Raw genomic sequence first — 23,735 nt, 5'->3', positions numbered from 1 at the left:
GAATCCCCATTCGCGTGGCCCCAGCTTCTGCGCTATTCCCCAGTCGCAGCGTCGGCCCCCACGTATGAATCTAGGGGTGCGGAGCCGCCTGAAGAGCGGGCTTGTCCGTTCTTTGAGTAATCTTGCGTTAAAGCTGAGGTTCTTGGGGGAGGGCGAGCGTCGATGATCCGCACCGTGTCGATCTGGCGCTGGCAATTGGTCTTCACCGGCAGCATGGTGGCCATCGTCGTGATGGTCGCCGCCTTCAAACCCCAGACCCTCGGAGTCCCCCTGTTCCTGGCGGGGATCACGCTCATCGTGGTCACGACTCTGGCGGCACTGCTCGTCCCCTGGCACCGTCTCCCGCGGACCGCCGTGACCGTCGTGCCCTTCCTCGACGCGCTCGCGGTCGGCCTCACCACCAACGCCCCCGACCTCCGGCTCGGCTTCCTCTGGGTGTTCCCGGTGGTCTGGCTGGCATCGTACTTCTCGATGCCCTGGGTGGTCGCCGGCATCGCCTTCATCAGCCTCTGCCTGGTGCTGTTCGCCGAACGCACCGGCACCCCGGCCGACGTGCTGCTGCGCGTGCTCACCGCTGTCATCACCCTGGGCTTCCTCGGCGTGACGGTGCGGATCGGGGCTCAGCGTGCGCGCGCCTCCCGGCGTCTGCTCCAACGGCGTTCGGAGCAGATCAACCGTGCCGCCGAGCGCGCGGAGACCAACCAGCAGCGGGTGACGCAGATCATCGACGCACTGGGTGTGGCGCTCGCCGTGGTGACGGCGGAGGGGCGCATCCTGCAGATGAACGACGCCTACCGGGCCCTGTACGGGCGCGACCGCTTCGGTGCCGCACTGCCCACCGCGGCCGTCGAATACGACGGACGGCGCGGCGCGACAGTGCCACCGGAGCGCACGACGCTCGCTCGTGCGGCGCGAGGGGAGAAGCTGCAGGACGAGAGGGTCTGGCTGTTCGACGGCACCGGGCAGTGGCACGCGCTCGAGGTGACCACGCAGGCGGTGGCCAGCGCGAGAGCGAGCGATCAGATCACCCTCGTCATCATCGACGACGTCACGATGCTTCTGGAAGCAGCCGAGGAGCGGCGCGCGCTCACCGCGATCGTCTCGCACGAGCTGCGCAACCCGCTGACCGCGATCGTCGGCCATGTCGACCTGCTGCGCGAGCGCGAAGACCTCCCCGGTCGCGTGCCCGCGCAGCTCGAGGTCATCGCGAACGCGGGAGAGCGGATGCAGGAGCTCGTCACGAACATGCTCGACCAGACGGGACGACCGGCGGAGGACCCGTTCGAGCCGGTGGACCTTCGTCAGGTCTTCGAGGCCGCCGCCGCGTCCTCCGCCCCGCTGATCACCGCCAACCGCCAGCGACTCGAAGTCACCGGCGTCGACTCGCTGGTGATCTACGGCGATGCGTTCCGGCTCCGTCAGGTGCTCGACAATCTGCTCAGCAACGCCGTCAAGTACACGCCGTCGGGCGGGCGCATCACGGCGCGGTTGCGCGCGATGGGTGCGCAGGCCGAGCTCGTCCTCTCCGACACGGGTATGGGTGTCGCGCCGGACGAGCTTCCGCGACTGTTCCAGCCGTACTTCCGCTCCGACGGTGCCATCCGCGGCGGCATCGCCGGCACCGGTCTCGGCATGGGGATCGCCCGCGAGATCGTGGTCGCGCATAACGGGAGCATCGACGTCGCGAGCGAGCTCGGGAAGGGCACCACCATCACACTCCGCTTCCCCCGCCGCCGTAGGAAAGAGGTGCAGGCATGACGCCTCTCGTACCCGTCAACGTCGACATCACCACGAGCATGGTGGCGGTGGTGACCGTGTTGACCGCCCTGGTGCTGGGGCTGGCCACACTCGCCCGTCCGTCGCGGGCCACGATCGTCTGGGGAACGGCCTTCGGTCTCGGCATGCTCGGCGCCTACCTCTGGCTCGCCGGTCACCAGAGCGACTTCCAGCCGCTGCGCAGCGCGGCATCTGCTCTCCTGCTGTGCGTCGAGCCCTTGATCTGGCTCGGCCTTCGGATGCACTTCGGTCGGCGTGCTCCCTGGTGGCCCGTGCTGACATTCGTGGCCACCGCTCTCGTGCTGCTCGTCGCGACCTCCGACACGGCGTGGTACCTGCCTTCCTTCCACCTCGTCTTCCTCGGCAGCGGCGTCTTCGCCGGGCTGGTCGCCTATGAGCTGCTCCGTGGGCATCCGGTCACGCGAGACATCGTGCTGCCCCTCGCGCTGGCGTCGTGCGGCTTCGTCGTGGTGGCGGTCGCCAGCGCGATCAGCGCGCTCGCGGTGGGCCCTGCGAGCACCGATGAGCAGCTGAGCGCTCTGCGGGGCATGAACGCCGTCGGCACGCTCATCGTGAGTACCTGCGCGGCCTTCACGCTGGTGCTGCTGGTGCGGGTGGGAGCGCCGCAGCAGACCGAGGCCGACGGCGTCGCCCAGCGGGCTCGTCGCAGGCTCCGGAAAGCCGAGGCCCAGAACGATCACGGCTGGTCGGTGCTCGAAGTGCGCCTGGATGACCCCGCCGACCTTCGCGAGGCCACGACCGGCTCGGAGTTCGCCCGCATCGTCGATCGCTTCCACGCCGACATCGAGGAGGCCCTCCCGCCTCTCGCCGACGCCGAGCGGGTCGATGACGGCCGGGTGATCGTGGTGATCCGCGCCAGCGACGAGGCCGTCCGGTTCCATATCCGGGCGGTGCTGAGCCGTATCTCCGACATCGAACGCGATGGTGCGGTCGACGGTATCCGCTGCTCGGCCAGCATCGGATGGGCGGCGGCAGACACCTGCGGTTACGACTACGACGCGCTCGTGGCGGAGGCGGCACGCGCGGCCGGACGTGCGCGTGAGGCGGGTGGCGACCAGTGGAAGCGGGCGACAGGGGCGGGCACCGCCACCGCCTGATCGGCGAGTGCGGACACGCCGACTAGGACGGGCGGGCCTCGCGGCCCCTGGCGAGCGCGGCGACGATCGCGTCCTCGGCATCGGCTCCGGTCTCGGCCGCGGCCGACACGTTCTCGGCGACCACGGCTTCGATGATCTCGGTGCGCTGGATGCGCGTCTCGCGCGGCGCCTTCACGCCGATGCGCACACTGTCGCCTTTGATCTCGAGCAGCGTGATCTCGATGTCGCCGTCGATGCGCACGCTCTCACCGATCCGCCTCGTCAAAACCAGCATTCGTTCAGCCTACTGCCGCGGAGACGGCGCCGATCGACGGCGCAGGCGCATCACGGACCACACCGACCGTCTCGATCGTGAGCGCAGCGGAGGTCGCCTCCGTGTAGGAGAGCACCGGGAGGCCGTCGGTCTGGGCCGACACGAGTCGCCGCACGGCGGGACGCAGCGACGGGGCGCACACCAGCACCGGTTCGCCGCCTTCGCGCACCGAGGAGACGGCCTGCTTCACCGACTCGACGACGGATTCCATGCGCTGCGGGTCGAAGACGATCTGCGTGCCGTCGTCGCCGGGGCGCAGGTTCTCGAGCATGGCCTGCTCGAGGAGCGGATTGATCATCACCACCCGCAGGATGCCCGCATCGGCGAAGCGCGCGGCGATCGCGGGTCCGAGCGCGGCTCGTGCCGCCTCGATCAGCCCCTCGGGATCGGTCGACGTCCTCGCCCGCAACGCCAGCGCCTCGTAGATGCGGCTGAGGTCGTTGATCGGCACCCGCTCGGCGAGCAGGCCCTGGAGCACGCGCTGGATCTCGGCGAGGGACAGCAGCGCGGGAGTGAGCTCCTCGACGGCGGCCGGGGACGCCTGCTTGAGGGCGTCGGTGAGCTGACGGACATCCTCCCGGCTCAACAGTCGCGCGGCATGGGCATGGATGACGCTGGAGAGGTGCGTGATGATGACGCTGGCCCGGTCGATCACGGTGGCCCCGGCGAACTCGGCGCTGTGCCGCATCTCCAGGGGGATCCACTTGCCCTCCAGCCCGAACACCGGGTCGAGGGTCGCCGTACCCGGAAGCGACTCCAGGCCCTGTCCGAGAGCGAGCACGGAGCCGACCGGCGCCGTGCCCCGGCCGGTCTCGACGCCGGCGATGCGGATGACGTACGTCGACTGCGCGAGCTCGATGCTGTCGCGCGTGCGCACCGGCGGGGTGATCAGGCCCAGGTCGAGGGCGATCCGACGCCGGAGCGCCTTCACGCGTGCCAGGAGGTCGTCCGGGCCGCCCGTGACCAGATCGACGATGTCGGGGGAGAGGAGGATCTCGAGCGGGTGCACGCGCATCTTCTCGATCAGCTCCTCCGGCTGGTCGGCCGGTGCGGCGGACGGCGTCTGGGCCGCGATCGCCTCCTCGCGCTGCTGGTTCGCTTTGATGCGCTGCGCCACGAACAGCAGGAGCGCGCCGATCGCGACGAACGGCAGCATCGGCATGTGCGGGATCAGCGACATGATGATCGCGGCGCATCCCGCGATGATGAGCGCGTTGCGGGACTGGCCGAGCTGCGCCGACGCCGCCGTCCCCATCTCGGCCTCGGCCGTGGAGCGGGTGACGATCATGCCGGTGGAGACGGCCATCAGCAGCGCGGGGATCTGCGTGACGAGCCCGTCGCCGATCGTGAGGAGGCTGTAGGTGCTCACGGCCTCGTCGATCGACATGCCGTGCTGCACGAGGCCGATCGCGATGCCGCCGACGATGTTGATGATGATGATGACGAGTCCGGCGATCGCATCGCCCTTCACGAACTTCGACGCACCGTCCATCGCGCCGTAGAAGTCGGCCTCGGCCGCGACCTCCGCGCGGCGTTCGCGCGCCTCGGCATCGGTGATGAGCCCGGCGTTGAGGTCGGCGTCGATCGCCATCTGCTTGCCGGGCATGGCGTCGAGGGTGAACCGGGCGCCGACCTCCGCCACGCGCTCCGCACCCTTGGTGACGACCACGAACTGGATGACCACGAGGATCAGGAACACCACGGCGCCGATGATGAGGGAGCCGCCGACGGCGATCGCGCCGAACGCCTCGATCACCTGCCCCGCATAGGCCTCGCCCAGCACGAGTCGGGTCGAGGCGACGTTGAGCCCGAGTCGGAACAGCGTCGCCACCAGCAGCAGCGAGGGGAACACCGAGAAGTCGAGCGGCTTCTTCACGAACATCGACGTGAGCAGGATCACGAGGGCGAACATGATGTTCAGGATGATGAGGATGTCGAGCAGGAACGGCGGCACCGGGACGACGAGCAGCATGATGATGCCGACGACCCCGATGGGCACCATGAGCTTGACGAACAGCTGTCTCATGCGGTCCTCCGGTAGGGAAGGGTGTGGATGCCGCGGGCGGCGCCGCGCCGACGCAGGGCGTCGACGAACACGAGCACGCGCGCGACGGCGTTGTACAGGTCTTCGGGGATCTCCTGGCCGAGCTCGCACGCGGCGTGCAGAGCGCGGGCGAGCGTGATCTCGCGCACGAGCGGCACACCGGCGCGCACGGCCTCGTCGCGGATGCGCTCCGCGATCACGCCGCTGCCCTTCGCGACGACCTTGGGGGCCGCGCGACCGGGCTCGTACCGGAGGGCGATCGCGATGTGCGTCGGGTTGACGACGACCACATCCGACCCGGCGACCGCGGCGATCATGCGGTTGCGGCTGACGGCGAGCTGCCGGGAGCGTCGCTGCTGACGGATCAGCGGGTCGCCCTCGGAGCTCTTGTTCTCGTCGCGGATCTCGCGCTTGGTCATGCGAGTGTGCTTGCGGTTGCGGCGCATCACGACGAACATGTCGATCGCGGCGAGGACCAGCCCCACGGCGATCGCGGTCTGCAGCAGGGCGGCCGTGCCCTCGGACGCCGTGCCGAGCAGGCGCGAGATCGAATGGGCGCCGCTGGCGGTGAGCACCGGCATCAGCCCCGCGATGACGACCCAGAGCGCGAGGCCGATCGCCGCGGTCTTCAGGAGCGCCTTGGCGCCCTCCCACAGCGCCTGCAGCCCGAACACGCGACGGATGCCGGTGACGATGTTGAACTGCTCGAAACGTCCGGTGAGCGGTTTCAGGTGCACGCCGCCCTGCACGACGGCGCCGATCAGCGTGACGATCGCGACGGCGGCGAGCATCACCGCGAGGGTCGGCAGCACCGAGGCCAGACCGCGTCCGAGCGCGCCGAGCGCCGCCTCCGGCGTGGGGCTGAACACCAGGGAGGTGACCGTGAGGAGCTGCTCCGTTCCGGCCGCAGCACCGAGCGCGATGGCCGCCGGCATGGCGATGGCCGCGGCACCGATGCCGAGCCACGCCGTGAGGTCCTGGCTGCGTGACAGGCGCCCCTTCTTGCGGGCCTCGTTGAGGTGCTTGTCGGTCGCCTTCTCGCTGCGTTCGCCGGTGTCGGTGCCGCTCACTCGTGCACCCCCTGCATCATCTTCAGCGCCTGCCCGGAGAGGGCGTCGACGATGCCGGGGAGCACGGCGTACACGGCGCCGGCGAGCAGCAGGGTGAGCAGGATCTTCACCGGGAAGCCCATCGCGAACGCGTTGAGCGCGGGCGCGACGCGGGTGATCAGTCCGAGCCCGACATCGGCGAGGAACAGCACCAGCACGAGCGGGCCGGCGATCTGCACAGCGGCCAGGACCATCTGCGACACCCCGTCGATGAGGAGTTCCGCCGGGGCCGCCACCTCGAAGATGCCGTCGACGGGCACCGCCTCGAAGCTGCGGGCGAGGCCGGCGAGGATGAGCTGATATCCACCGGAGGCGAACAGCAGCGTCAGCGCGGTGATGTGGAACAGCCGGGTGAACTGGGCGCCGTTCACGAGCGAGTGCGGGTCGAAGGCCTGAGCCAGCTGGAAACCGCCGAACACGTCGATCAGGCTGCCGGCGGCCTGCAGCGCCGAGAAGCAGAGCAGCACGAGGAAGCCGAGGAGCGCTCCGGTGAGCACCTGCAGCACCAGGGCGCCGAGGAACGGGCCGGTGTCGAGGTTCTCGTAGCCGGGAGCGACGGCCGTGCCCGCGGCGAGGGAGAGGCCGATCGCGAGCATCGCCTTCACCCGCACCGGGATCGCCCCGTAGGAGAACGGCGGGGCGATCATGATGAACGCCGTGATGCGCACCGCGGCGAGCATGGTCGCCTCGAGCCACGCGAAGTCGATGGGGATGTACACGTCGTCACCCGCTCAGCAGTGAGGGGATGCGGGCGAACATCTCGTTCGTGAAGGCGATCATCTCGGCGATCATCCAGTTGCCGGCGATGAGCAGTGCGATGCCGACGGCGACGATCTTCGGCACGAACGACAGCGTCACCTCCTGCACCTGGGTGATGGACTGCAGCAGCGAGATCGCGAAACCCACGACCAGCGCCGTGACGAGCACCGGCGCGGCCAGCTTCGCCGCGATGATCAGGCCCTGGGTGCCGATGTCGATGACCGCTTCCGGGCTCATCCCACACCTCCGTAACTCTCCAGCAGGGCGCGGATGATGAGCCCCCAGCCGTCGACGAGGATGAACAGCAGGATCTTGAAGGGCAGCGAGATCATGACGGGCGGCAGCATCATCATGCCCATCGACATCAGCGCGGCGGCGACGACCAGGTCGATCACGAGGAACGGGATGAAGATGACGAAGCCGATGATGAAGGCGGCGCGGAGCTCCGAGATCATGAACGCCGGGATGAGCGTGTACATCGGCACGCTCGAGGGATCCTCCGGGTTGGGCTGGCCCGCCATCCGTGTCATGAGGGCCAGGTCCTCTTCGCGCGTGAAGCGCAGCATCCACTCCTGCAGCGGCAGCTGGCCGACATCGATCGCCTGCGTGAAGGTGAGCGTGCCGTCGATGTACGGCTGCACGGCGACCGTGTTGATCTCGGTCAGCACCGGCCACATGATGAACAGCGACAGGAACAGGGAGAGCCCGGCCAGCACCTGGTTCGGCGGGATCGTGGGCAGAGACAGGGCGTTCCTGGTCATCGCCAGCACGACGAAGATCTTCGTGAACGACGACATCATCAGCAGGAGCGCGGGGGCGACCGAGAGCAGCGTGATGCCCAGCAGCGTCAGGATCGATCCCGACGGGCCGCCGTCGACACCGTTGATGTCGATCGTGACGCCCTCGCCCGGGTCGTCGGGGGTGACCTCGGCGTGGGCGGCGGTGCCGGAGAGCAGCGTGAGCGCCGCGACCAGGACGAGGGCTGCGACGAGGATCAGTGCGACACGTCGCAGCGCGCGGCCGTCGACGACCCCACGGGACGCGCTCATCGCGTGCGCCGGATGGCCTCGGCGGTCTGCCGCCAGGTTTCGGGGGAGAGGATGGAGCCGCGCAGCGGATCGTTCCGGTGACGGACGCGCCGCTGCGGAGTGGGACCCGACGGTGATGCCGCGGCCGTCTCGGTCCGAGCGGTCGCGGCGAGGATGCGGTCGAACTCCTCGGCATCGGATGCCGCCTCCGACGTCGCCGCCGACCACACGGGACGGGTGTCCTCGTCGGACTGAGCCGCGGCCTTCACCGGCAGCTTGTCGACCACGCTCACGCCGTGCTCGGTGACACCGAGGACGTAGCGGGCGTCCTCGGTCTGGACCACGACGACCTGCGCCTTCGGACCCACGCCCTGCCGCCCGAGCACCGTGATCACCTCACCGTCGCGACGACGGGCCTGCGTGCGCGCGACGCGACGCTGCAGGAACCACAGCACCCCGAGCACTGCGGCGAGCGAGAGCACGACCCGCAGGCCGAGCAGGAGGTCGTCCAGGGTCAGGCCTCGACGTTCTCGAGGATGCGGGTGATCCGCACCGCGTAGTCCTGGTCGACCACGACCACCTCGCCGTGGGCGATGATGCGGCCGTTGAGCTTGATGTCGGCCGGAGCGCCGGCGGAGCGGTCGAGTTCGACGATGCGGCCCGGCTCCAGGTCGAGCACGTCGCGCACCGCCATCCGGGTGCGTCCGATCTCGACCGTGAGCTCCATCTCGACGCCGGCGATGCGGTGCAGTCGGCGGGACGGGCTCGATGCCGCTGCCGGGGTGCGCGTGACGACGACGGCGAGGCGGCCGATCGTGCGGTCCGTGTCGTCCTGCAGGTCGAACAGCTGCGCCGACGGGTTCGAGAAGAGCGGAGAGGCGTCGCCGATCACGGCCTCGCCCAGCGCGCCGGCTCCCAGCGCGCTCGTGGAGGCTTCCAGGGCATCGCGCAGACGGTCGGCCAGGGGCGCGCCCGCGAGTCCGTCGACCAGGGTCTCGGGGTCGAAGAGCTGCACGGCGAGCTGCGCGCTCGCCTCGCCGACGAACTGCACGATCACGGCGTCGCCGGTGTCTCCGGAGACCTGCGAGGCGCGAGCGGTCAGTGCAGCCGCGGTCGGCAGCGACGCGGCGAAGGCGGCGGCGACGGCGGACTCATAGGTGGTGGTGCTGGTCACGCGGGCTCCTCGGCGAAGACGGGATCGGGGACGGTGGTGGCGACGACGCACGCGAGACGGGCGCCGGCGCTGCCCACGGCGGCGGTGGCGACGGTCTGATCGCCCACGGCGAGCAGCATCGGGCGGTCGGCGGAGTGCGGGAAGGAGACGATGTCGCCGACGGCGAGGTCGAGCACCTCGCGGGGGAGCACCGCGCGCGGAGCGAGCCGCAGCGAGAGCTCGACGGGGGAGACCTCGACCTGGCGTCGGACCAGCCCGGGCGCTGCGGCACGGTCGGCGTCGGAGGTGCGCACGGTGAAGCCGGCGAGCACCGATGCCGGCAGCATGACGCTCACCGGCACTGCCCGGCCCGCGAGGCGCATCGAGAAGCGGGCGACGATGACCGGTTCGCCCGATGCCGCGACCTGCGCGAACTGCGAGCTGTACTGGATGCCGCTCACGGTCACACCGGCGGGGAGCAGTCCGTCGAGGGAGCCGGTCAGGTGGTCGAGCGCGTCGACGATGAGCGAGCGGATCAGCGCCTGCTCGATCGGGGTGAAGGTGCGGTCCTCCGACGTCGACGATGCGCGCCCTCCGACCATCTGCACGATCCAGGTCGTGGCAGCGGAGGTCGGCAGCTGCACGATGAGCCGCTCGTCGGAATCGGGCAGTGCGCACACGATGAGGGTCGTCGTGGTCGGCAGCGAGGCGGCGTACTCGCCGTAGGTCAACATCCCGACATGCTCGACGGCGATGGTGGCACGCACGTGGATCTTCGCCGAGAGCTGCGCCGACCACTGCCGGGAGAACGTCTCGAAGGCCAGCTCCAGGGCGCGGGTGTGCTCGCGCGAGAGGGTCGCCGAACGGCCGAAGTCGTACACCTCGACTTCGGCGGTCTTCGTCGCCGTCGCTGTGCGCACGTCGGAGCGCACGCTGTCCTCGATCACCACGAACCCGACTATCGGGCGGTGATCGGCGTGCGTTAGGCGGGAACGGTCAGGAGGACGGCTGCGCGGCCTGCGCTTCGGGGATGAGTGCTCGCACCTCCTCCTTCGCATCCGAGAGGACGACGATGTCGACGCGCCGGTTCTGGGCCAGCGCCGCGGGCGAGGAACCCGCCGCGACGGGCCGCGTGTCGCCGAAGCCGACCGACTTCAGGTGCGCCGGCGGCAGCCCGGACGACTCGACGAGGTGCCGCAGCACCTGCGTGGATCGGCCGGCCGAGAGCTCCCAGTTCGTCGGGAACGGGGCGACCGATCCGCGGACGTCGGCGTGACCTTCGACCGAGATCTCGTTCGGGGCGGTGACCAGGACCGAGCCGAGTGCATCGAGCACCAGAACCGCCTTCGAGCTGAGGGTGGTGCTGTTCGTGGTGAAGAACGTCTCGGCGCTGACGAGTCCGATCGTCAGGCCCCGCTCGTCGATCGTGAAGGTGACGTCGGCTTCGAGGCCGTTTTCGGCGAGCACCTGGCGCAGACGCTCACGGAGGGCGGAGAGCTCGTCGAACTCGGTCTGCGCGGCCGCCAGGTCGACGTCGGCGAAGTCCTCGCCCTTCTCGTCGACCAGCTCCGGAGGGACGACGACCCCGGTGACGGCATCCACGTCCTCCGACGGCTCCTGACCGAACCCGGTCGCGAGGGAGGCGCTGAGCGCCTCGAACTTCTCCTGGTCGACCGTCGACATCGCGAACAGCACGATGAACATGCACATCAGCACGGTCACCATGTCCATGTAGGACGCCATCCACCGCTCGTCCGGACCGCTGTGCTCCTCCTGGGGCACGCGGCGACGGGCCCGGACGCTCATGACCCCTGCTCCGTCTCCTCGGGTTCCGAGGTGCGAGCCTTCCGGCCGGAGCGGGCGGAAGGGCGCTCGGACACGAGGGCGCGCAGACGTTCGCCGACGAACTGCGGCGGGGCGCCGGCCTGTACGGCCAGCATGCCCTCCATGAGCACGGTCATGCGTTCGAGCTCGAGCTCGCCGAGACGCTGGAGACGTCCGCCGATGGGCAGCCAGATGAAGTTGGCCGACAGGAGACCCCACAGCGTCGCCACGAATGCCGTCGCGATCATGGGACCGAGGGTGTCCGGCTTGTCGAGCTTCTCCAGCACATGCGTGAGGGAGACGACCGTGCCGATGATGCCGACCGTTGGCGCGAAGCCGCCGAGCGTCATGTAGAAGCGTGAGGCGGTGCGGTTACGGGCAGCGGTCGAGGTGAGCTCATCCTCCAGCAGGGTTCGCAGGTCTTCGGCGTCCGTTCCGTCGGCGATGCTCTGCAGTGCCTGGCGCAGGAACGGGTCCTTCTCGTCCTCCAGCCCCTGCTCGAGGGCGAGGAGCCCTTCGGCGCGCGCCTTCTCGGCGTAGCCGACCACCGTGTCGATCATGCTCGACGCGGTGCGGCGCTCGCCGCGGAAGGCGCGGGGGAGCGACTTGACCGCATGCAGCGCATCGCGCACAGTGCCGCTCGCGATGCCGACGGCGATCGTGGCTCCGAAGACCAGCACCATCGGGGCGGGGATCAGCAGCGATCCGATGGTCGCGCCTTCGAGGTTGATCATGGCGATCAAAGCGCCGAACGCGAGGATCAGGCCGAGGATGAGGGACGGATCCATCAGAGACCGACCTCGGGAGTGCGGGAGTCGCCGTCGGGTGCGGCGATCAGGGCGGCAGCAGTGGCGAGCACTCCGGCCCGGAACCGGGTGATCTGCGCGATCACGTCGTCCATCGTCTCGGTGACGACGAACGTCGCACCGTCGACCATGATGAGCGTCGTGTCGGGCGTTGCCTGGACACGTTCGATCAGGTCGGGGTTCACCGCGAACCGGGAACGGTTCAGGCGCGTGAGGACGATCATGGGCTCCATCCTGGAAAGATCCGTCCGCGTTCCGGGGAGCGCGGACCCGACGGCCCGTCCTGGGCTGTCGGAGGTGACTGTCGGCCGGTAGGCGTCGGGCGTTAGCGACAGGGCCGGTGGGCGCGGAACCGGCGCGCTGGTGCCTTAACCCCGAGTACGGGCTCCGTTACTCGTGGTTAAGGGCGCTAAACCTTAGTTTCGAATGGAGCGTCCGTGATAGTGCCCGAACGCAGACCGGGAGGGCTCCCCGCGATCACGCGGAGAACCCTCCCGGGGAAGCAGCGAGCGGCCGCGACTCAGCGCTTGAGGTTCGTGAGCTCCTGCAGCACCTCGTCGCTCGTGGTGATGATGCGGGCGTTCGCCTGGAAACCGCGCTGGGCGACGATCAGGTTGGTGAACTCCTGCGAGAGGTCGACGTTCGACATCTCCAGCGCGCCACTGATGATGCCGCCCAGACCGTCGGTCCCGGCCTGACCGAGCGTCGGCTGGCCCGAGTTGCCGCTGGGGCGGAACTGCGAGGACCCGGTCTTCTCCAGGCCGCCCGGGTTCACGAAGCCGGCCAGTGCGATGCGCGCGAGCACCTCGGTGTCGCCGTTGCTGAACGTGCCGACGAGGCTGCCGTCGTTCGTCAGGGCGTAGGAGCTCAGGGTGCCGGCCGGCTTGCCGTTCTGCTCCTTGATGGCGACGTCGCTGACGTCGGCGAAGCCGGTGACCGCCGACAGGTCGACCGTGATGCCGCCGGACACGATCGACGAGGCGCCCGCCTGCTTGCCGTCGGTGAAGGCCAGCGGGGTGCGCGCGCCGGCAGCGTCGGTGACGTCCCAGCCGGCGGTCGTGCGGGTGAACGTGAGGCGCATCGAGGTCTCGGTGCCCTGTGCGTCGTAGGTCTTGATGTCGCGCACGAGCGTGTCGCCGACGGCCGCGCCCGAGGGCAGGTTGCCGGTCACCCGCGCGGTGGTCGTCGCGGCGGCGGGGCTCAGCGCACCCACGGGGAGCGTGATGTCGCCGACGCCCTGACCGGGGACGATCGCTCCGTCGCGCGCGGTCCAGCCCTGCACGAGCGCGCCGTCGGCCGAGACCAGCTTGCCGCTCGCGTCGAACGAGAAGCCGCCGTTGCGGGTGTACAGCGTCTCGCCGCCGGAGCGGACCACGAAGAAGCCGTCGCCGGCGATCATGAGATCGGTGGGGACGCCGGTGGGCTGCGGTGCGCCCGAGGCGAAGTTGGTGCTGATGCCGGCGACCTGCACGCCGAGGCCGACCTGGGCGGGGTTCTGACCGCCGAGGTTCGTCTGCGGCATCATCGAGTTGCGCAGCAGCTGCGAGAGCGAATCCTGGAACTGCACGGCCGAGGCCTTGAAGCCGGTCGTGTTGACGTTGGCGATGTTGTTACCCGTGACGTCGAGCATGGTCTGGTGCGAGCGCAGGCCCGAGATTCCGGCGAAGAGGGAGCGGAGCATGGTGGTGCCTTTCTGGGTGCGGGGCTGATCAGGATTTGGGGACGAGGGAGACGCCGGAGACGGCGTCGAGGGCGATGGTGGCGTCGCCAATGGTGACGAGGGGGACGGCGCCCGCATAGGAGACGGAGGTGACGATGCCCTTCTGAGTGACACCGTCTTCGTCGACGTACTGCGCTTCGTGGCCGATCAGGGCGGCGGCGGTCTGCCGCATGCTGAGCGCGAAGCTCTCGGTCGAGGTGGCCGACAGCGCGGTCAACTGCTCCATGGAGGCCAGCTGCGTGGTCTGCGAGATCATCTCGTTGGTGTTCATGGGAGAGCTGGGGTCCTGATTGGTCAGCTGGGTCACCAGCAGCTTCAGGAACACCTCCGAGTCGAGCGTCTTCTTGCGTTCGACCGGGGGCGTGGTGCTGCCGGTCTGCACGCCGCTGGGCGGGATGGTGCCGGTGATGGGGTCGACCGTGGTCATGGGGTTCCTCTCGGATCAGGCGAAGACATCGATGCCGCCGTGCGGCGAGACGAGGGGGACGGGCGGTGTGCCGTCGGGTGCGGAGGGGACGGCGCCGGTGCTCGGTCGTGCGCTCGCGTTCCGGTCGGCGGGTGCGTCGCCGCGGGTCTGCCCGCCGCCCGCGCTCGCCGCGTTGCCGTTCGCAGCGTTGCCGTTTGCTGAGCCGCCGTTCGGTGAGCTCTGCGGGTTCGCCGAGCCGGGGCCGTCGTCCGAGCTCGAGAGCATCAGGGAGGCGTGCGGTGCCGCGGCCGCGAGATCCCGTCGCAGGTCGGCGAGGACGGTACGCAGCGCCTCGCGCCCGAGGTCGTTCGGGGCGTGCAGCTCGATGTGGATGGCGCCTCCGGAGATGTGCGCACGCACGGTCACCGGGCCGAGGTTCTCGGGCGACACGGTCAGCGTGAGGCTGTGGTCGCCGTCTGCAGCCTGGGCGAGCGCGACGACGGGCGCCGAGATCTGGGGGAGCAGGACCGGCCGGGCGATCGCCGCGGCGGCGACCGGGGTGCTCGGCGCGATCGGGGACGGTGATGCGGGAGCGGGTGCGGTGACGGCGGCGGTCGGGCCGGCGGCGTCTGCCGTGGCGGGTACCGATGCGGCGGGGGCGGCGACGACCGGAGCCGAGCCGGCAGGAGACGCCACGGTGTCGGGTGCCGTGTCGGGTGCGGTGGCCGTCGCGACCCGGAGTGCCGGGCCGGCGTTCGACGCCGATGCCGGTGCGGGAGCCGCAGCGACGGCACCGTGCTCGCCGGCAGCGGCAGCGGCAGCGGCACTGGAGGGGACGCGGGCGAGGCGGAGAGCGGCATCGGCCGGGACATCGGCCGTCGTGCTGTTCATGTCGGACGCTCCCGCCACCGCGGCGGTGCTGACCGGAAGGGATGCGGCACCGACGCCGGGGCTAGACGAGGTGCGCGGCGATGCCCCGGGGACGGCGGGCGGCGCGGCTGATGCTGCCAGGGCTCCCGCAGATGCCGTGGCGCGTGCCGGATCGACCGATGCGGCGACCGTGCTGGACGCCGCGATCGGCGGGAGGTCGGCGGAGGCCGCAGCGGCATCCACCGCTCCCGCGTCTTCCGCAGCATCCACCGGCGGCTGCATCGGGTCGAGGTCGAGGTCGAGGGTCGCATCCGTGGTGCTTCCCTCGACGGGAGCCGCCGTGCCCGAACCGCTCGGGAGGGGGGCGAGGGGCGCCGGGACCACGGGGAGAACCTGGCCATCGGGCTCGGTGGGGGCTTCCGTCGTGGCGCTTCCCGTCGATGAACCCTCAGCAGGGATGCCGTCGGCGGGGGCGTCATCCGCGCGTTGAGCCCGGGCAGCATCCTGGATCACGTCGGCGAAGGCCGCGGCGCCCGGGGTGGTGCCGCGCGACGGCGAGCCGCCGGTCGGGCGCGACGCGCGAGCGTCGAGCATGTCGACGATGCCGAGGGCGGTCACGACTGCCCCTCCGTATCGGTGCGCGATCCGATCTCGTCGAGCTCCGCCTGCTCGGCGTGCAGCTCGGCAGCCCGCACCCGCGCGGCGTGCGCCTGGGCGAGACGATCGAGTCCGCGCATCGCCCGTCTCGCCTCGGCGTGTTCGGTGCGGGCGTCGTCGACGGTCTGCGCCTGCAGGTGCGACAGCGTCGTCAGGTCGGCGAGGAGCGTCCGACCGGCGACGCGGGCGGCAGCGAGCGCGGCGAGCGAGCGGACGTCGACCGCTTCGCTCCCGGCTCCGGAGAGGTGCGCGCGAAGGGATCGATCGCGTGCCTCGGTGTGCTGGGCGTCGAGCACCGCGCGGGACAGTCGCTGGGCGGCGGCCCGCTCCTGGATCTCGCGCACGCGCAGCAGGCCCGCCAGGGAGAAGGACCGTGTCATGAGAGACCTCCGAAGCCGGAGACGAGTTCGTCGAGGCGACGCCACGATTCGTCGATCCGGCTCGTCTCGTCGAGGGGCTGGGTGAGGAAGGCCGAGATCGCCCGTTCGTGGGTGATGGCCGCGTCGATGCGCGCGTCGGCTCCCGGCTGGTAGGCGCCGATATCGATCAGGTCGTTCGCCCGGCGACGCGCGGCGAGGACCGCTCGCAGCGTCGCCGCGTGCGACCGCTGTTCCGAGGCGGTGATCTTCCCCGCCACGCGAGAGACGGAGCCGAGCACGTCGATCGCCGGATGGTGTCCGGAGAGGGCGAGTGCACGATCGAGCACGACGTGGCCGTCGAGGATCGAGCGCACGGTGTCGGCGATCGGCTCGTTGTGGTCGTCGCCGTCGACGAGCACGGTGTAGATGCCGGTGATCGAGCCGCGTCGATCGGTGCCGGCGCGTTCGAGCAGCCCGGCGAGGAGCGAGAACGTCGACGGCGGATAGCCGCGGGTCGCGGGGGGCTCTCCGGCGGAGAGGCCGATCTCGCGCTGCGCCATCGCGACGCGGGTCAGCGAGTCCATCATGAGGATGGCGTGCGCCCCGTCATCGCGGAAGGCCTCGGCGATCCTCGTCGCGGTGTACGCCGCCCGGATGCGGGACATCGCGGGCTGGTCCGAGGTCGAGACCACGACCACGGAACGGGCGAGGCCTTCGGGCCCCAGGTCGTCCTCGATGAACTCGCGCACCTCGCGGCCGCGCTCGCCGACGAGGGCGATCACGGTCACCTCGGCCTCGGTGCCGCGCGCGATCATCGACAGCAGCGACGACTTGCCCACTCCGGAGCCGGCGAAGAGCCCCACGCGCTGTCCACGTCCCACGCTGACGAGCGTGTCGAGCGCGCGCACGCCGAGCGGAAGAGGCGCATCGATCCGATCGCGCCCCATGATGGACGGCGGAGCGTGGTCGAGGCTCACGGGGATCGCGCCCGTCAACGGCCCCTTGCCGTCGATCGGCCGTCCGAGCCCGTCGAGGACTCGTCCGAGCAGTGCGGTTCCGGTCGGTACCCGGAGCGGACCACCGCGACCGCGCACCGGAGCCCCGACGGTCAGACCGGCGACGGCTCCGAGAGGCATGCACCGCAGGCCGCCCTCACCGATCGCGACGACCTCGGCATCGACCCCGTCGAGGGTCACGACGTCGCCGACGGCGCCGTCGAGGCCGCGCACCTGCACGCTCAGACCGCGCACCTGGGAGACGACGCCGATCCGCTCCGGCCGAACCGCCTCGCGCACGGCGGTCCAGGCCGTCATGACCCGGCCTCGACGAGTGCGCGGCGAGCGCGCTCGAGAGCGCTGCCGATCCGGGCATCGATGTGGCCGTGGGCCAGAGTCGCGACGGCATCGCCGCGCTCGAGCGTGTCGTCGGCGACGAGGGCGAACGCGGTCAACTGCGCATCCGCGGTCTGCAGCGTGCGCAGATCGTCGGGGTGCAGACGCACCTCGCGGATCTCCGCGGGTTCGGCGGCTGCGAGCACTCGCCGGGCTGCCGCCGCCGCAGATGAACCGGCGTCCGAGAGCTCGGCGCCGACGATGAGCTCGGCGAGTTCGATCGCACAGCGCAGCACCTCGTCGTGTGCGGCGGCGGAGAGCTCGCGCTCCCGGTCGCCCAGCGAGCGGGCTGCGGCGTGCAGGGCGGACACGGCGGTCTCCATCTCGCGCGCGGCCGCCGCGTCGCGGGCTGCCTGCTCCGCGGCGGCGACCCGCTGCTCCGCCTCGGCCTCGGCCCGCCCGGCACGGTAGCCCTCGGCATGCCCTTCGGCATAGCCCCGCATGCGGGCACGCGCATGCTCCGCGCCGTCCGCGCGTCCGTCGAGACGCGGGAACAGCACCGGAGAGAACGCGTCAGTAGACATATTCATCCTCGTCGGCGCGCTGCACCGTGATGTCGCCGGCGGCCTCGAGCGCGCGGATCGTGCGCACGATCTCGGCTCTGGCCTCCTCGACCTGCGAGATGCGCACCGGACCGAGGGTCCGTGCTTCCTCGTCCAGGTTCTCGCGGTTGCGCTCCGAGACGTTGCGGCGGATGAGGTCGGCGATCGGCTGGTTGGCGCCCTTCAGGGCGAGAGCCAGCGAGCGGATGTCCATGCCGCGCAGCACCCGCTGCGTGTCGCGGTCGTCGAGCTTGACGATGTCGGCGAAGGTGAACATGCGCGACCGGATGTCTTCCGCCAGGGCACTGTCGCGGTCCTCGATGCTCGCCAGCAGCGCCTTCTCGACGGTCGCTCCGGAGCGGGCGATGATCTCGACGAGCGGCTCGACACCGCCGAGGGTGTCCGGAGCATCACGGCTCGCGAAGCTTCCGGTGCGGGCCTTCAGCGCGTCTGCCACGATCGCGATCGCCTCCTGCGACGCGGTGCCCATGGTCGCGATCGCGTGGGCGACATCGGTGCGGGTCGGGTCGGGAAGAGCAGCCAGCACGGCTGCTGCCCGATCGGTGGGCAGGTGTGCGAGCACCAGGGCGACGGTCTGCGGAAGCTCGCCGTCGAGAAGGGTCGCCAGCTGCGCCGGGTCGGCCGAACCGAGGAACTCGAACGACGAGTTCATCGACGCCGAACCCACCCTGCCGAGCACGGCCGCGGCGCGCTCCGCCCCGAACGACGCCTCCAGCAACCCGGCTGCGAGGTCGCGGCCACCGCGGGCGGGCGGGAGGTGTCCGGTCGCGATCCGGTGGAACTGGCCGAGCGCCTGGGCGGTGGTGGCGGCGTCCAGATCCTGCAGCTCGATGATCTCGGCGGCGACGGCCTCGGCCTCCGACTCCGAGAGGTGCTTCATCACCTCGATCGCCTGCGCGCGGTCGAGGTTCATCAGCACCACGGCCGCCGTCTGCCGGTCGGTCAGGCCGCTCATACGTGCTGCCTGTCGTCGATGAGGGTCCGCAACAGCTCAGCCGTGCGCTTTGGGTCCTGACGCGTGAGGGAGTCGATCTCGGCGCGGCGGCGCTCGAGGCTCACCTGTGCGGGCTCGGGGTCCGGCTCCGGCTCGGGGTCGGGCGTCGTCTCCAGGAAGGCCAGCGGGGTCGTGGGCGCCTGCTCGATGGCGGTGGTGGCCGCACCGGGGTCGAGAGCCGCCGACAGCGGGGCGGGCCGCTCGCCGAACAGCTGGTCGAACTCGGTCGCCGAGTTGGCGCGACGCCGCATGCGAACGAGGGCCGCGATCACGGCCAGCAGCAGCGGCAGAGCGATCGCGGCGGCGATGATCGCGGTGTTCAGGAGCACGGCCTGACGCTCTGCGGCCTCGGCGTCCTTGGCAGCCTGGAGCGCGGCCTGAGCGGCTTCGGCATCCGTCTGGCTGAAGGAGACGAGCTCGACCGCGATGGAGTCTCCGCGTTCGGTGTCGATCCCGGCGGCGGTCTCGACCAGGTCGGTCAGCTGCGCGGTGCTCAGGTCGCCCCCGGCTCCCGCGTCGACGGCGACCGACACCGACTGACGCAGCACGTTCCCCGCCGGGGTCGAGGTGCTCTGGGTGCTCTTGTTGACGGCGTTGGTCTTCGAGGTCTCCGTGGATTCGGACGTGCCGTCCGCGCCGGCCGACGGCACCGCGATGTTGTCCGGTCCGAGCACGCCGGCGTTGGAGCTCGACCCGTTCTGGGTGTCCGTTCGCGACTGCTCGGTCAGCGGAGGTGCGCCCTCCGCCGGGGTGTAGGTTTCTTCGACGCGCTCGTTGACAGAGCGGTCGATCTCGGCGACGACCGTCACGGTGGCGTTGCCCGGTCCGACGACGGTGTCCAGCATCTGCTGCACGCTGGCCGTCACCCGCGCCTCGTAGTCGCCCGCCTGCTGGTCGACACCGCCGGTGGCCCCGACGCCGGCGGCCGAGAGCGTCTGGCCGCTCTGGTCCACGACGGCGACGTTCTCGGGCTTCATGCCGCTGACCGCCGCGGAGGTCAGGTGCACGATCGCCTCGACCTGCTTCGACGTGAGCGACGCGCTGCCGGACGTCTCCACGAACACCGATGCGGTGGAGTCCACCGTCTCCGAGACGAAGACGCTCTCCTCCGGGATGGCGAGCTGCACGGAGGCCGCGGTCACGCCCTCGATCGACGAGATGGTCGCGGCGAGCTCGCCCTCGATGGCGCGCTTGTAGGTCACGGACTGCTGGAACTCCGAGGTGGTCACGCCCATGTCGTCGAGCAGCGAGTATCCGCCGGAGCTCGCACCGGGGAGTCCGGCGGAGGCAGCCGCGAGCCGCTGATCGTAGACGTCCTTCTCCGGCACGAGCACGGTGGCGCCGCCGTCGGCGAGCTCGTAGGGGACCGACGACGACCGCAGCTGCTCGACGACGGCGTTCGCGTCGGAGGCGCTCATCCCGGAGAACAGCGGGGTGTAGGTCGGGCGGCTCAGCCAACTGGAGAGCGCGACGATTCCGAGCGCGAGCACGGCGACACCGATGATCGCGATCGTGCGCTGCGCGAGGGTGAAGCCCGCGATCACACGTCCGATCCGCTGGAAGACATTGGTCACTGCCTGAGGCATCAGGCCTGCATCCGCATGATCTCGTTGAACGCGTCGACGCCCTTGTTGCGCACGGCGGCGACGAGTTCGAGGGTGACCGAAGCGCGCGAGGAGGCGATCATGGCCGAGTGGATGTCGTCGAGGTCGCCGGTGACGGCGGCGACCTTGAGCGCGTCGGATTCGGACTGCAGGGAGCGCAGTTCGTCGATCGCACCGGTGACGCTGTTCGCGAAGGCGGTGTCGTCCGCCGCCTTCACGGGAGCTGTGGGCCGGGCGAGGGTGAAGGCCGAGGAGATGCCCTCGACGCCGGAGAGGGGATCCATCAGCTGCGTCCGATCTGGAGGGCGGATTCGTAGGCGTTGCGGGCACGGTCGACGATGCCGGCGCTGGCCTGGTAGCCGCGCTGGGCGAGGATGAGCTGGCTCATCTGGTCGCCGAGGTCGATGTCGGGGTAGCGGACGTAGCCGTCGGCGTCGGCGAGCGGGTGGTCGGGCTGGTGCACGAGACGACCCTCGGCGCTGCCCTGCACGGCACCGGCCACATAGACCCCGGGCGACTGGTCGCTGGTCTGGGCGGTGATGTACCGGGCGCGGAAGGCGGCGCCGTCGGTCGCGGTGACAGTGTTGATGTTCGCGATGTTGTCGCTGATGGCGTCGAGCCACTTGCGGTGCACGGTCAGTCCGGTGCTCGCGATGCCGATCGCGTCGAAGGTCATGAGGTCCTCATCGCCGCGCGCATCGACGCGAACGAGCCGTTCACGGCCTGCGTCGCGAACTGGTAGCGCAGCATCGTGTCGACGCTGGACAGGGTCTCGGTGTCGAGGTTGACGTTGTTGCCGTTCAGACGCGTCGGCTCGAGCGAGGCGCCGACCGTTGCGCCGACCCGTCCGTCGCCCGCCTGGACCGAGTCGGCGAGTGCCTCTTCGAAGCGCACCCGCTTGGCGTGATAGTCGGGGGTGTTGATGTTGGCGATGTTGTCGGCGATCGCCCGCTGGCGCAGCGCGAGGCCGTCGAGCGCGCTCGTCAGCGCGTTGATGGTCACAGAATCGAACACGACCGCTCCCCGTGTGTGGTGGTGTGGCCGATCCCTGGCCGAGTCTTGCGAGCCATCCGTGCTCTCCCTGGTCTATCGGCAGGGTGGCGCGCGTCGTTAGGGAGCGGTCTCAGCCGTCCACGTCGAGGTAGGCGGGTGCGTCGGGGCGACGGGTTCCCGGGATCCGATCCACGGCGCCGAGGTGCTGGCGGAGGTCGTCGAGATCCGTGCGGGTGCGTTCCATCGCGAGGCGCTGGCGCTCGATCACTCGGCGGGCGCGGTCGGCGAGGTGCACGGGGAGGGGAGTGCTGGGCGGTGTCCACGGTTCGATGACGGCCGTGTCCGCGGTTCCGGGGGCAGCCGTCAAGATCCGGTCGGCGTCGAGCTCGAGACGATCCAGCAGGTCGGTCCACTCGTCGATGTTCCGCCGGCCGAACTCCTCGTCGGCGCTCACGCCCTGGTCTCCGCAACGGTTCGCGCTGCTTCGTGCCAGGCATCCCGCAGCGGGGCGACGATCCCGTGGCAGGCGCGCGTACGTTCGGGATCGCGGCCGATGTTGGCACCGATCAGGGTCTGCGACAGGAACACGTACACCGAGCGCAGGCCGGCGCTGCCGTTCCAGTCGTCGGTGAGGGAGGAGGACAGCTCTGCCACGATGGCCTGCGCGTGCTGGAGCTGGGCGTTCGCCTCGGTCCAGTCCTCGGCCCGCTGCGCGGCCTCGCCGCGTTCGATGTCGAGCATCAGCCGGTCGTAGAGCAGTGTCACGAGACGCTCGGGCGGTGCCGACAGGACGGCATCGTCCCGGTAACGCTGCTGAGCGCGCAGGGCGGCGTTCATGCTCACTTCCCCGAGCTCGAGGTCGGCAGCGCGGCGATCTGCGAGGACAGGTACGTCGACTGCGACTGCAGCTGTGAGAGCATGACCTCGAGTCGGGCGTAGGTGCGCTCCAGGTTCGCCTTGCGCTGGGCGAGACGCACGTCCCAGCGCTCCATCTGCTCGCCGAGGCTCTTCACCTCGCTCTCCTGTCCGGTGATGCGGGACGTGAGCAGGCCCTCGTACTTGTCGGAGTAGACCTTCGCGGTCTCCTGCACGCGCGAGGCGACGTCGGAGAACAGTCCGGCGACCGCATCCGGGTCCTTCGCGAGGGCTTCGGCGAACTTCTCCTCGTCGAAGCTCAGCACGCCGTACATGTCGGTCGAGATGCCGATGGAGGAGGGGGAGACACCGTCGATCGGATGCTGGATGGCGTCGGCGAGCGCCGTACGCAGCGAGCGGACCGTGCTGTCACCGGTGAAGACACCCAGTGTCGTCTTCTCGCCCGCGTTCGCGGCGACGGTCGCCTTCGAGCCGTTGTCGATGCGCGTCAGGATGTCTTTGACCGCGGCGATGAACTCGGCGGAGGCTTTCGTGCGGGCCGCGGTATCGACGGTCACGCCGATCGTGACGGGATCGGCGGATGCCGCGGAGACCGTGACGTCGACGCCGTCGAAGAGGTCGGTGAAGGTGTTGCTCGACGAGGTCAGCACCTGCTCGGCACTGGTGCCGGCCCAGAGCCGCAGCTGTGCGTCGGCGCCCACCGCGATGACCGCCGCTCCCGCTTCGGTGGCGAGGTCGGATGCGGTGCCTGCCTCGACCGCGGCGACATCTCCTCGGTAGGCGCGGAATTGAGCGGCCTCGCCCGAGTCGGCCGCGCGCAGCTGCAGGCGGTGCAGGGGGTTGCCGTCGGCGTCGCGGCCGGCGGGCACCGCCGAGGCGACGACTCCGAAGCCCGCCTCGTTGATGGCCTGGGCGACGTCCTGCATCGAGGCGCCGTCGGCCTCGATCTGCAGACGCTCTCCCTTGGCGTTCTCGAGGGTGATCACGGGCGGGTCGACGGGCCACCCGTTCGATGCGGCCGAAACGATGGTGTGGTTCTTCGCGATCTTATCGATGACGATCTCCGCCGAGACCGGGGCGGCGCCGGTGCGGGTCGCGACCGTGACGGTGTTCGACGACGACGATGTCGTGAACCGGGCCAGACCGTCGGGCGACGCGGCCTTCCCTGCAGCGGTGGCGAGGTTCTGGATCGCGGTGTTCAGCGTCTGCAGCTGGGCGACGATGCCGTTCTTGTCATCCATCTTCGCCTTGAGCAGCGAGCGCGGGATGGCGTGCACGTCCATCAGGGCCTTGATGACCTCCGTGGTCTTCAGGCCGGAGACGAGGCCGTCGAGCGAGAGAGACATGATCGCCTTTTCAGGTCGGGAGCGGA

At 70.3% G+C, this 23,735-nt stretch carries 28 protein-coding genes; 2 read left to right on the top strand and 26 right to left on the bottom strand.

The features are described from left to right. The first annotated feature begins 162 nt into the window (after window positions 1-162). Window positions 163-1,758 (top strand): ATP-binding protein, encoded by a 1,596-nt coding sequence (locus tag DW298_RS12570; protein ID WP_136042815.1) that lies wholly within the window; start codon window positions 163-165, stop codon window positions 1,756-1,758. Continuing rightward, window positions 1,755-2,894, top strand: coding sequence for a hypothetical protein (locus DW298_RS12565; RefSeq protein WP_136042814.1), 1,140 nt, complete (start codon window positions 1,755-1,757; stop codon window positions 2,892-2,894). The genes DW298_RS12570 and DW298_RS12565 overlap by 4 nt, the downstream gene beginning before the upstream one ends. A 22-nt stretch (window positions 2,895-2,916) precedes the next feature. Here DW298_RS12565 and csrA read toward each other — a convergent pair whose 3' ends face one another. The 26 genes from csrA to fliD all read right to left on the bottom strand — a co-directional run bounded on the left by csrA (window position 2,917) and on the right by fliD (window position 23,709). Further along, window positions 2,917-3,168, bottom strand: a complete 252-nt coding sequence (gene csrA, locus DW298_RS12560; protein WP_136042813.1) for a carbon storage regulator CsrA — start codon at window positions 3,166-3,168, stop codon at window positions 2,917-2,919. Window positions 3,169-3,172: 4 nt separating this feature from the next. Next, window positions 3,173-5,233: a flagellar biosynthesis protein FlhA gene (locus tag DW298_RS12555; protein WP_136042812.1), complete on the bottom strand. Its 2,061-nt coding sequence runs from the start codon at window positions 5,231-5,233 to the stop codon at window positions 3,173-3,175. Continuing rightward, entirely contained in the window at window positions 5,230-6,321 is a 1,092-nt protein-coding gene (locus tag DW298_RS12550) for an EscU/YscU/HrcU family type III secretion system export apparatus switch protein (protein ID WP_136042811.1), read from the bottom strand. Before DW298_RS12550 ends, DW298_RS12555 begins: the two co-directional genes overlap by 4 nt. Beyond that, window positions 6,318-7,079, bottom strand: a complete 762-nt coding sequence (locus DW298_RS12545; RefSeq protein WP_136042810.1) for a flagellar biosynthetic protein FliR — start codon at window positions 7,077-7,079, stop codon at window positions 6,318-6,320. The genes DW298_RS12550 and DW298_RS12545 overlap by 4 nt, the downstream gene beginning before the upstream one ends. Window positions 7,080-7,083: 4 nt before the next feature. Continuing rightward, entirely contained in the window at window positions 7,084-7,356 is a 273-nt protein-coding gene (gene fliQ / locus DW298_RS12540) for a flagellar biosynthesis protein FliQ (protein ID WP_017828226.1), read from the bottom strand. Beyond that, window positions 7,353-8,168, bottom strand: a complete 816-nt coding sequence (gene fliP / locus DW298_RS12535; protein ID WP_136042809.1) for a flagellar type III secretion system pore protein FliP — start codon at window positions 8,166-8,168, stop codon at window positions 7,353-7,355. The genes fliQ and fliP overlap by 4 nt, the downstream gene beginning before the upstream one ends. Beyond that, window positions 8,165-8,629: a flagellar biosynthetic protein FliO gene (locus tag DW298_RS12530; RefSeq protein ID WP_240745120.1), complete on the bottom strand. Its 465-nt coding sequence runs from the start codon at window positions 8,627-8,629 to the stop codon at window positions 8,165-8,167. The genes fliP and DW298_RS12530 overlap by 4 nt, the downstream gene beginning before the upstream one ends. A 32-nt stretch (window positions 8,630-8,661) precedes the next feature. Further along, window positions 8,662-9,321, bottom strand: a complete 660-nt coding sequence (gene fliN, locus DW298_RS12525; RefSeq protein ID WP_136042807.1) for a flagellar motor switch protein FliN — start codon at window positions 9,319-9,321, stop codon at window positions 8,662-8,664. Further along, complete coding sequence (locus DW298_RS12520) at window positions 9,318-10,250, bottom strand: flagellar motor switch protein FliM (RefSeq protein WP_136042806.1); 933 nt, start codon at window positions 10,248-10,250, stop codon at window positions 9,318-9,320. The genes fliN and DW298_RS12520 overlap by 4 nt, the downstream gene beginning before the upstream one ends. Before the next feature lie 46 nt (window positions 10,251-10,296). Continuing rightward, a complete protein-coding gene (locus tag DW298_RS12515; protein WP_136042805.1) occupies window positions 10,297-11,106 on the bottom strand; it encodes a flagellar motor protein MotB in 810 nt (269 codons plus the stop codon). Next, window positions 11,103-11,912, bottom strand: coding sequence for a MotA/TolQ/ExbB proton channel family protein (locus DW298_RS12510; protein WP_136042804.1), 810 nt, complete (start codon window positions 11,910-11,912; stop codon window positions 11,103-11,105). The genes DW298_RS12515 and DW298_RS12510 overlap by 4 nt, the downstream gene beginning before the upstream one ends. Next, window positions 11,912-12,154, bottom strand: a complete 243-nt coding sequence (locus DW298_RS12505) for a flagellar FlbD family protein (RefSeq protein WP_136042803.1) — start codon at window positions 12,152-12,154, stop codon at window positions 11,912-11,914. Before DW298_RS12505 ends, DW298_RS12510 begins: the two co-directional genes overlap by 1 nt. 296 nt (window positions 12,155-12,450) lie before the next feature. Continuing rightward, window positions 12,451-13,611: a flagellar hook protein FlgE gene (locus DW298_RS12500; RefSeq protein WP_136042802.1), complete on the bottom strand. Its 1,161-nt coding sequence runs from the start codon at window positions 13,609-13,611 to the stop codon at window positions 12,451-12,453. Between the two features lie 28 nt (window positions 13,612-13,639). Further along, complete coding sequence (locus DW298_RS12495) at window positions 13,640-14,077, bottom strand: flagellar hook capping FlgD N-terminal domain-containing protein (RefSeq protein WP_136042801.1); 438 nt, start codon at window positions 14,075-14,077, stop codon at window positions 13,640-13,642. Window positions 14,078-14,092: 15 nt separating this feature from the next. Next, on the bottom strand, window positions 14,093-15,544 hold the full coding sequence (locus DW298_RS12490; RefSeq protein WP_136042800.1) for a flagellar hook-length control protein FliK: 1,452 nt from the start codon (window positions 15,542-15,544) through the stop codon (window positions 14,093-14,095). Further along, window positions 15,541-15,963 (bottom strand): hypothetical protein, encoded by a 423-nt coding sequence (locus tag DW298_RS12485; protein WP_136042799.1) that lies wholly within the window; start codon window positions 15,961-15,963, stop codon window positions 15,541-15,543. The genes DW298_RS12490 and DW298_RS12485 overlap by 4 nt, the downstream gene beginning before the upstream one ends. Beyond that, window positions 15,960-17,255: a FliI/YscN family ATPase gene (locus DW298_RS12480; protein ID WP_136042798.1), complete on the bottom strand. Its 1,296-nt coding sequence runs from the start codon at window positions 17,253-17,255 to the stop codon at window positions 15,960-15,962. The genes DW298_RS12485 and DW298_RS12480 overlap by 4 nt, the downstream gene beginning before the upstream one ends. Continuing rightward, window positions 17,252-17,857: a FliH/SctL family protein gene (locus DW298_RS12475; protein ID WP_168443199.1), complete on the bottom strand. Its 606-nt coding sequence runs from the start codon at window positions 17,855-17,857 to the stop codon at window positions 17,252-17,254. The genes DW298_RS12480 and DW298_RS12475 overlap by 4 nt, the downstream gene beginning before the upstream one ends. After that, window positions 17,847-18,851 carry a flagellar motor switch protein FliG gene (fliG, locus tag DW298_RS12470; RefSeq protein WP_136042796.1) on the bottom strand — a complete coding sequence of 335 codons (1,005 nt, stop codon included), beginning with the start codon at window positions 18,849-18,851 and terminating at the stop codon, window positions 17,847-17,849. The genes DW298_RS12475 and fliG overlap by 11 nt, the downstream gene beginning before the upstream one ends. Next, window positions 18,848-20,476, bottom strand: a complete 1,629-nt coding sequence (gene fliF / locus DW298_RS12465) for a flagellar basal-body MS-ring/collar protein FliF (RefSeq protein ID WP_136042795.1) — start codon at window positions 20,474-20,476, stop codon at window positions 18,848-18,850. Before fliF ends, fliG begins: the two co-directional genes overlap by 4 nt. Next, the gene (fliE, locus tag DW298_RS12460) at window positions 20,476-20,778 is read right to left on the bottom strand and encodes a flagellar hook-basal body complex protein FliE (protein ID WP_136042794.1); all 303 of its coding nucleotides are present in this window, start codon (window positions 20,776-20,778) and stop codon (window positions 20,476-20,478) included. The genes fliF and fliE overlap by 1 nt, the downstream gene beginning before the upstream one ends. Next, window positions 20,778-21,170: a flagellar basal body rod C-terminal domain-containing protein gene (locus tag DW298_RS12455; protein WP_136042793.1), complete on the bottom strand. Its 393-nt coding sequence runs from the start codon at window positions 21,168-21,170 to the stop codon at window positions 20,778-20,780. The genes fliE and DW298_RS12455 overlap by 1 nt, the downstream gene beginning before the upstream one ends. Next, window positions 21,167-21,508 (bottom strand): flagellar basal body protein, encoded by a 342-nt coding sequence (locus DW298_RS12450; protein ID WP_136042792.1) that lies wholly within the window; start codon window positions 21,506-21,508, stop codon window positions 21,167-21,169. The genes DW298_RS12455 and DW298_RS12450 overlap by 4 nt, the downstream gene beginning before the upstream one ends. A 109-nt stretch (window positions 21,509-21,617) precedes the next feature. Beyond that, window positions 21,618-21,941: a hypothetical protein gene (locus DW298_RS12445; RefSeq protein WP_136042791.1), complete on the bottom strand. Its 324-nt coding sequence runs from the start codon at window positions 21,939-21,941 to the stop codon at window positions 21,618-21,620. Then, complete coding sequence (locus DW298_RS12440; protein ID WP_136042790.1) at window positions 21,938-22,324, bottom strand: flagellar export chaperone FliS; 387 nt, start codon at window positions 22,322-22,324, stop codon at window positions 21,938-21,940. The genes DW298_RS12445 and DW298_RS12440 overlap by 4 nt, the downstream gene beginning before the upstream one ends. A 2-nt stretch (window positions 22,325-22,326) precedes the next feature. Further along, window positions 22,327-23,709 carry a flagellar filament capping protein FliD gene (fliD, locus tag DW298_RS12435; protein WP_136042789.1) on the bottom strand — a complete coding sequence of 461 codons (1,383 nt, stop codon included), beginning with the start codon at window positions 23,707-23,709 and terminating at the stop codon, window positions 22,327-22,329. Window positions 23,710-23,735 lie beyond the last annotated feature (26 nt).

The sequence above is a fragment of the Microbacterium sp. A20 genome (assembly GCF_004794515.1).
Lineage (GTDB): Bacteria > Actinomycetota > Actinomycetes > Actinomycetales > Microbacteriaceae > Microbacterium.
Note: the sequence above shows the minus strand (reverse complement) of the source record. Positions and strands in the feature narration are given on the sequence as shown.

What these genes read in the sequence shown, in the direction of transcription:
- DW298_RS12570 (WP_136042815.1), top strand. Translation starts at nt 163, where the DNA reads ATGATCCGCACCGTGTCGATCTGGCGCTGGCAATTGGTCTTCACCGGC.
- DW298_RS12565 (WP_136042814.1), top strand. Translation starts at nt 1,755, where the DNA reads ATGACGCCTCTCGTACCCGTCAACGTCGACATCACCACGAGCATGGTG.
- csrA (WP_136042813.1), bottom strand. Translation starts at nt 3,168, where the DNA reads ATGCTGGTTTTGACGAGGCGGATCGGTGAGAGCGTGCGCATCGACGGC.
- DW298_RS12555 (WP_136042812.1), bottom strand. Translation starts at nt 5,233, where the DNA reads ATGAGACAGCTGTTCGTCAAGCTCATGGTGCCCATCGGGGTCGTCGGC.
- fliQ (WP_017828226.1), bottom strand. Translation starts at nt 7,356, where the DNA reads ATGAGCCCGGAAGCGGTCATCGACATCGGCACCCAGGGCCTGATCATC.
- fliP (WP_136042809.1), bottom strand. Translation starts at nt 8,168, where the DNA reads ATGAGCGCGTCCCGTGGGGTCGTCGACGGCCGCGCGCTGCGACGTGTC.
- DW298_RS12515 (WP_136042805.1), bottom strand. Translation starts at nt 11,106, where the DNA reads ATGAGCGTCCGGGCCCGTCGCCGCGTGCCCCAGGAGGAGCACAGCGGT.
- DW298_RS12510 (WP_136042804.1), bottom strand. Translation starts at nt 11,912, where the DNA reads ATGGATCCGTCCCTCATCCTCGGCCTGATCCTCGCGTTCGGCGCTTTG.
- DW298_RS12505 (WP_136042803.1), bottom strand. Translation starts at nt 12,154, where the DNA reads ATGATCGTCCTCACGCGCCTGAACCGTTCCCGGTTCGCGGTGAACCCC.
- DW298_RS12500 (WP_136042802.1), bottom strand. Translation starts at nt 13,611, where the DNA reads ATGCTCCGCTCCCTCTTCGCCGGAATCTCGGGCCTGCGCTCGCACCAG.
- DW298_RS12495 (WP_136042801.1), bottom strand. Translation starts at nt 14,077, where the DNA reads ATGACCACGGTCGACCCCATCACCGGCACCATCCCGCCCAGCGGCGTG.
- DW298_RS12485 (WP_136042799.1), bottom strand. Translation starts at nt 15,963, where the DNA reads ATGACACGGTCCTTCTCCCTGGCGGGCCTGCTGCGCGTGCGCGAGATC.
- DW298_RS12480 (WP_136042798.1), bottom strand. Translation starts at nt 17,255, where the DNA reads ATGACGGCCTGGACCGCCGTGCGCGAGGCGGTTCGGCCGGAGCGGATC.
- DW298_RS12475 (WP_168443199.1), bottom strand. Translation starts at nt 17,857, where the DNA reads ATGTCTACTGACGCGTTCTCTCCGGTGCTGTTCCCGCGTCTCGACGGA.
- fliG (WP_136042796.1), bottom strand. Translation starts at nt 18,851, where the DNA reads ATGAGCGGCCTGACCGACCGGCAGACGGCGGCCGTGGTGCTGATGAAC.
- fliF (WP_136042795.1), bottom strand. Translation starts at nt 20,476, where the DNA reads ATGCCTCAGGCAGTGACCAATGTCTTCCAGCGGATCGGACGTGTGATC.
- fliE (WP_136042794.1), bottom strand. Translation starts at nt 20,778, where the DNA reads ATGGATCCCCTCTCCGGCGTCGAGGGCATCTCCTCGGCCTTCACCCTC.
- DW298_RS12455 (WP_136042793.1), bottom strand. Translation starts at nt 21,170, where the DNA reads ATGACCTTCGACGCGATCGGCATCGCGAGCACCGGACTGACCGTGCAC.
- DW298_RS12440 (WP_136042790.1), bottom strand. Translation starts at nt 22,324, where the DNA reads ATGAACGCCGCCCTGCGCGCTCAGCAGCGTTACCGGGACGATGCCGTC.
- fliD (WP_136042789.1), bottom strand. Translation starts at nt 23,709, where the DNA reads ATGTCTCTCTCGCTCGACGGCCTCGTCTCCGGCCTGAAGACCACGGAG.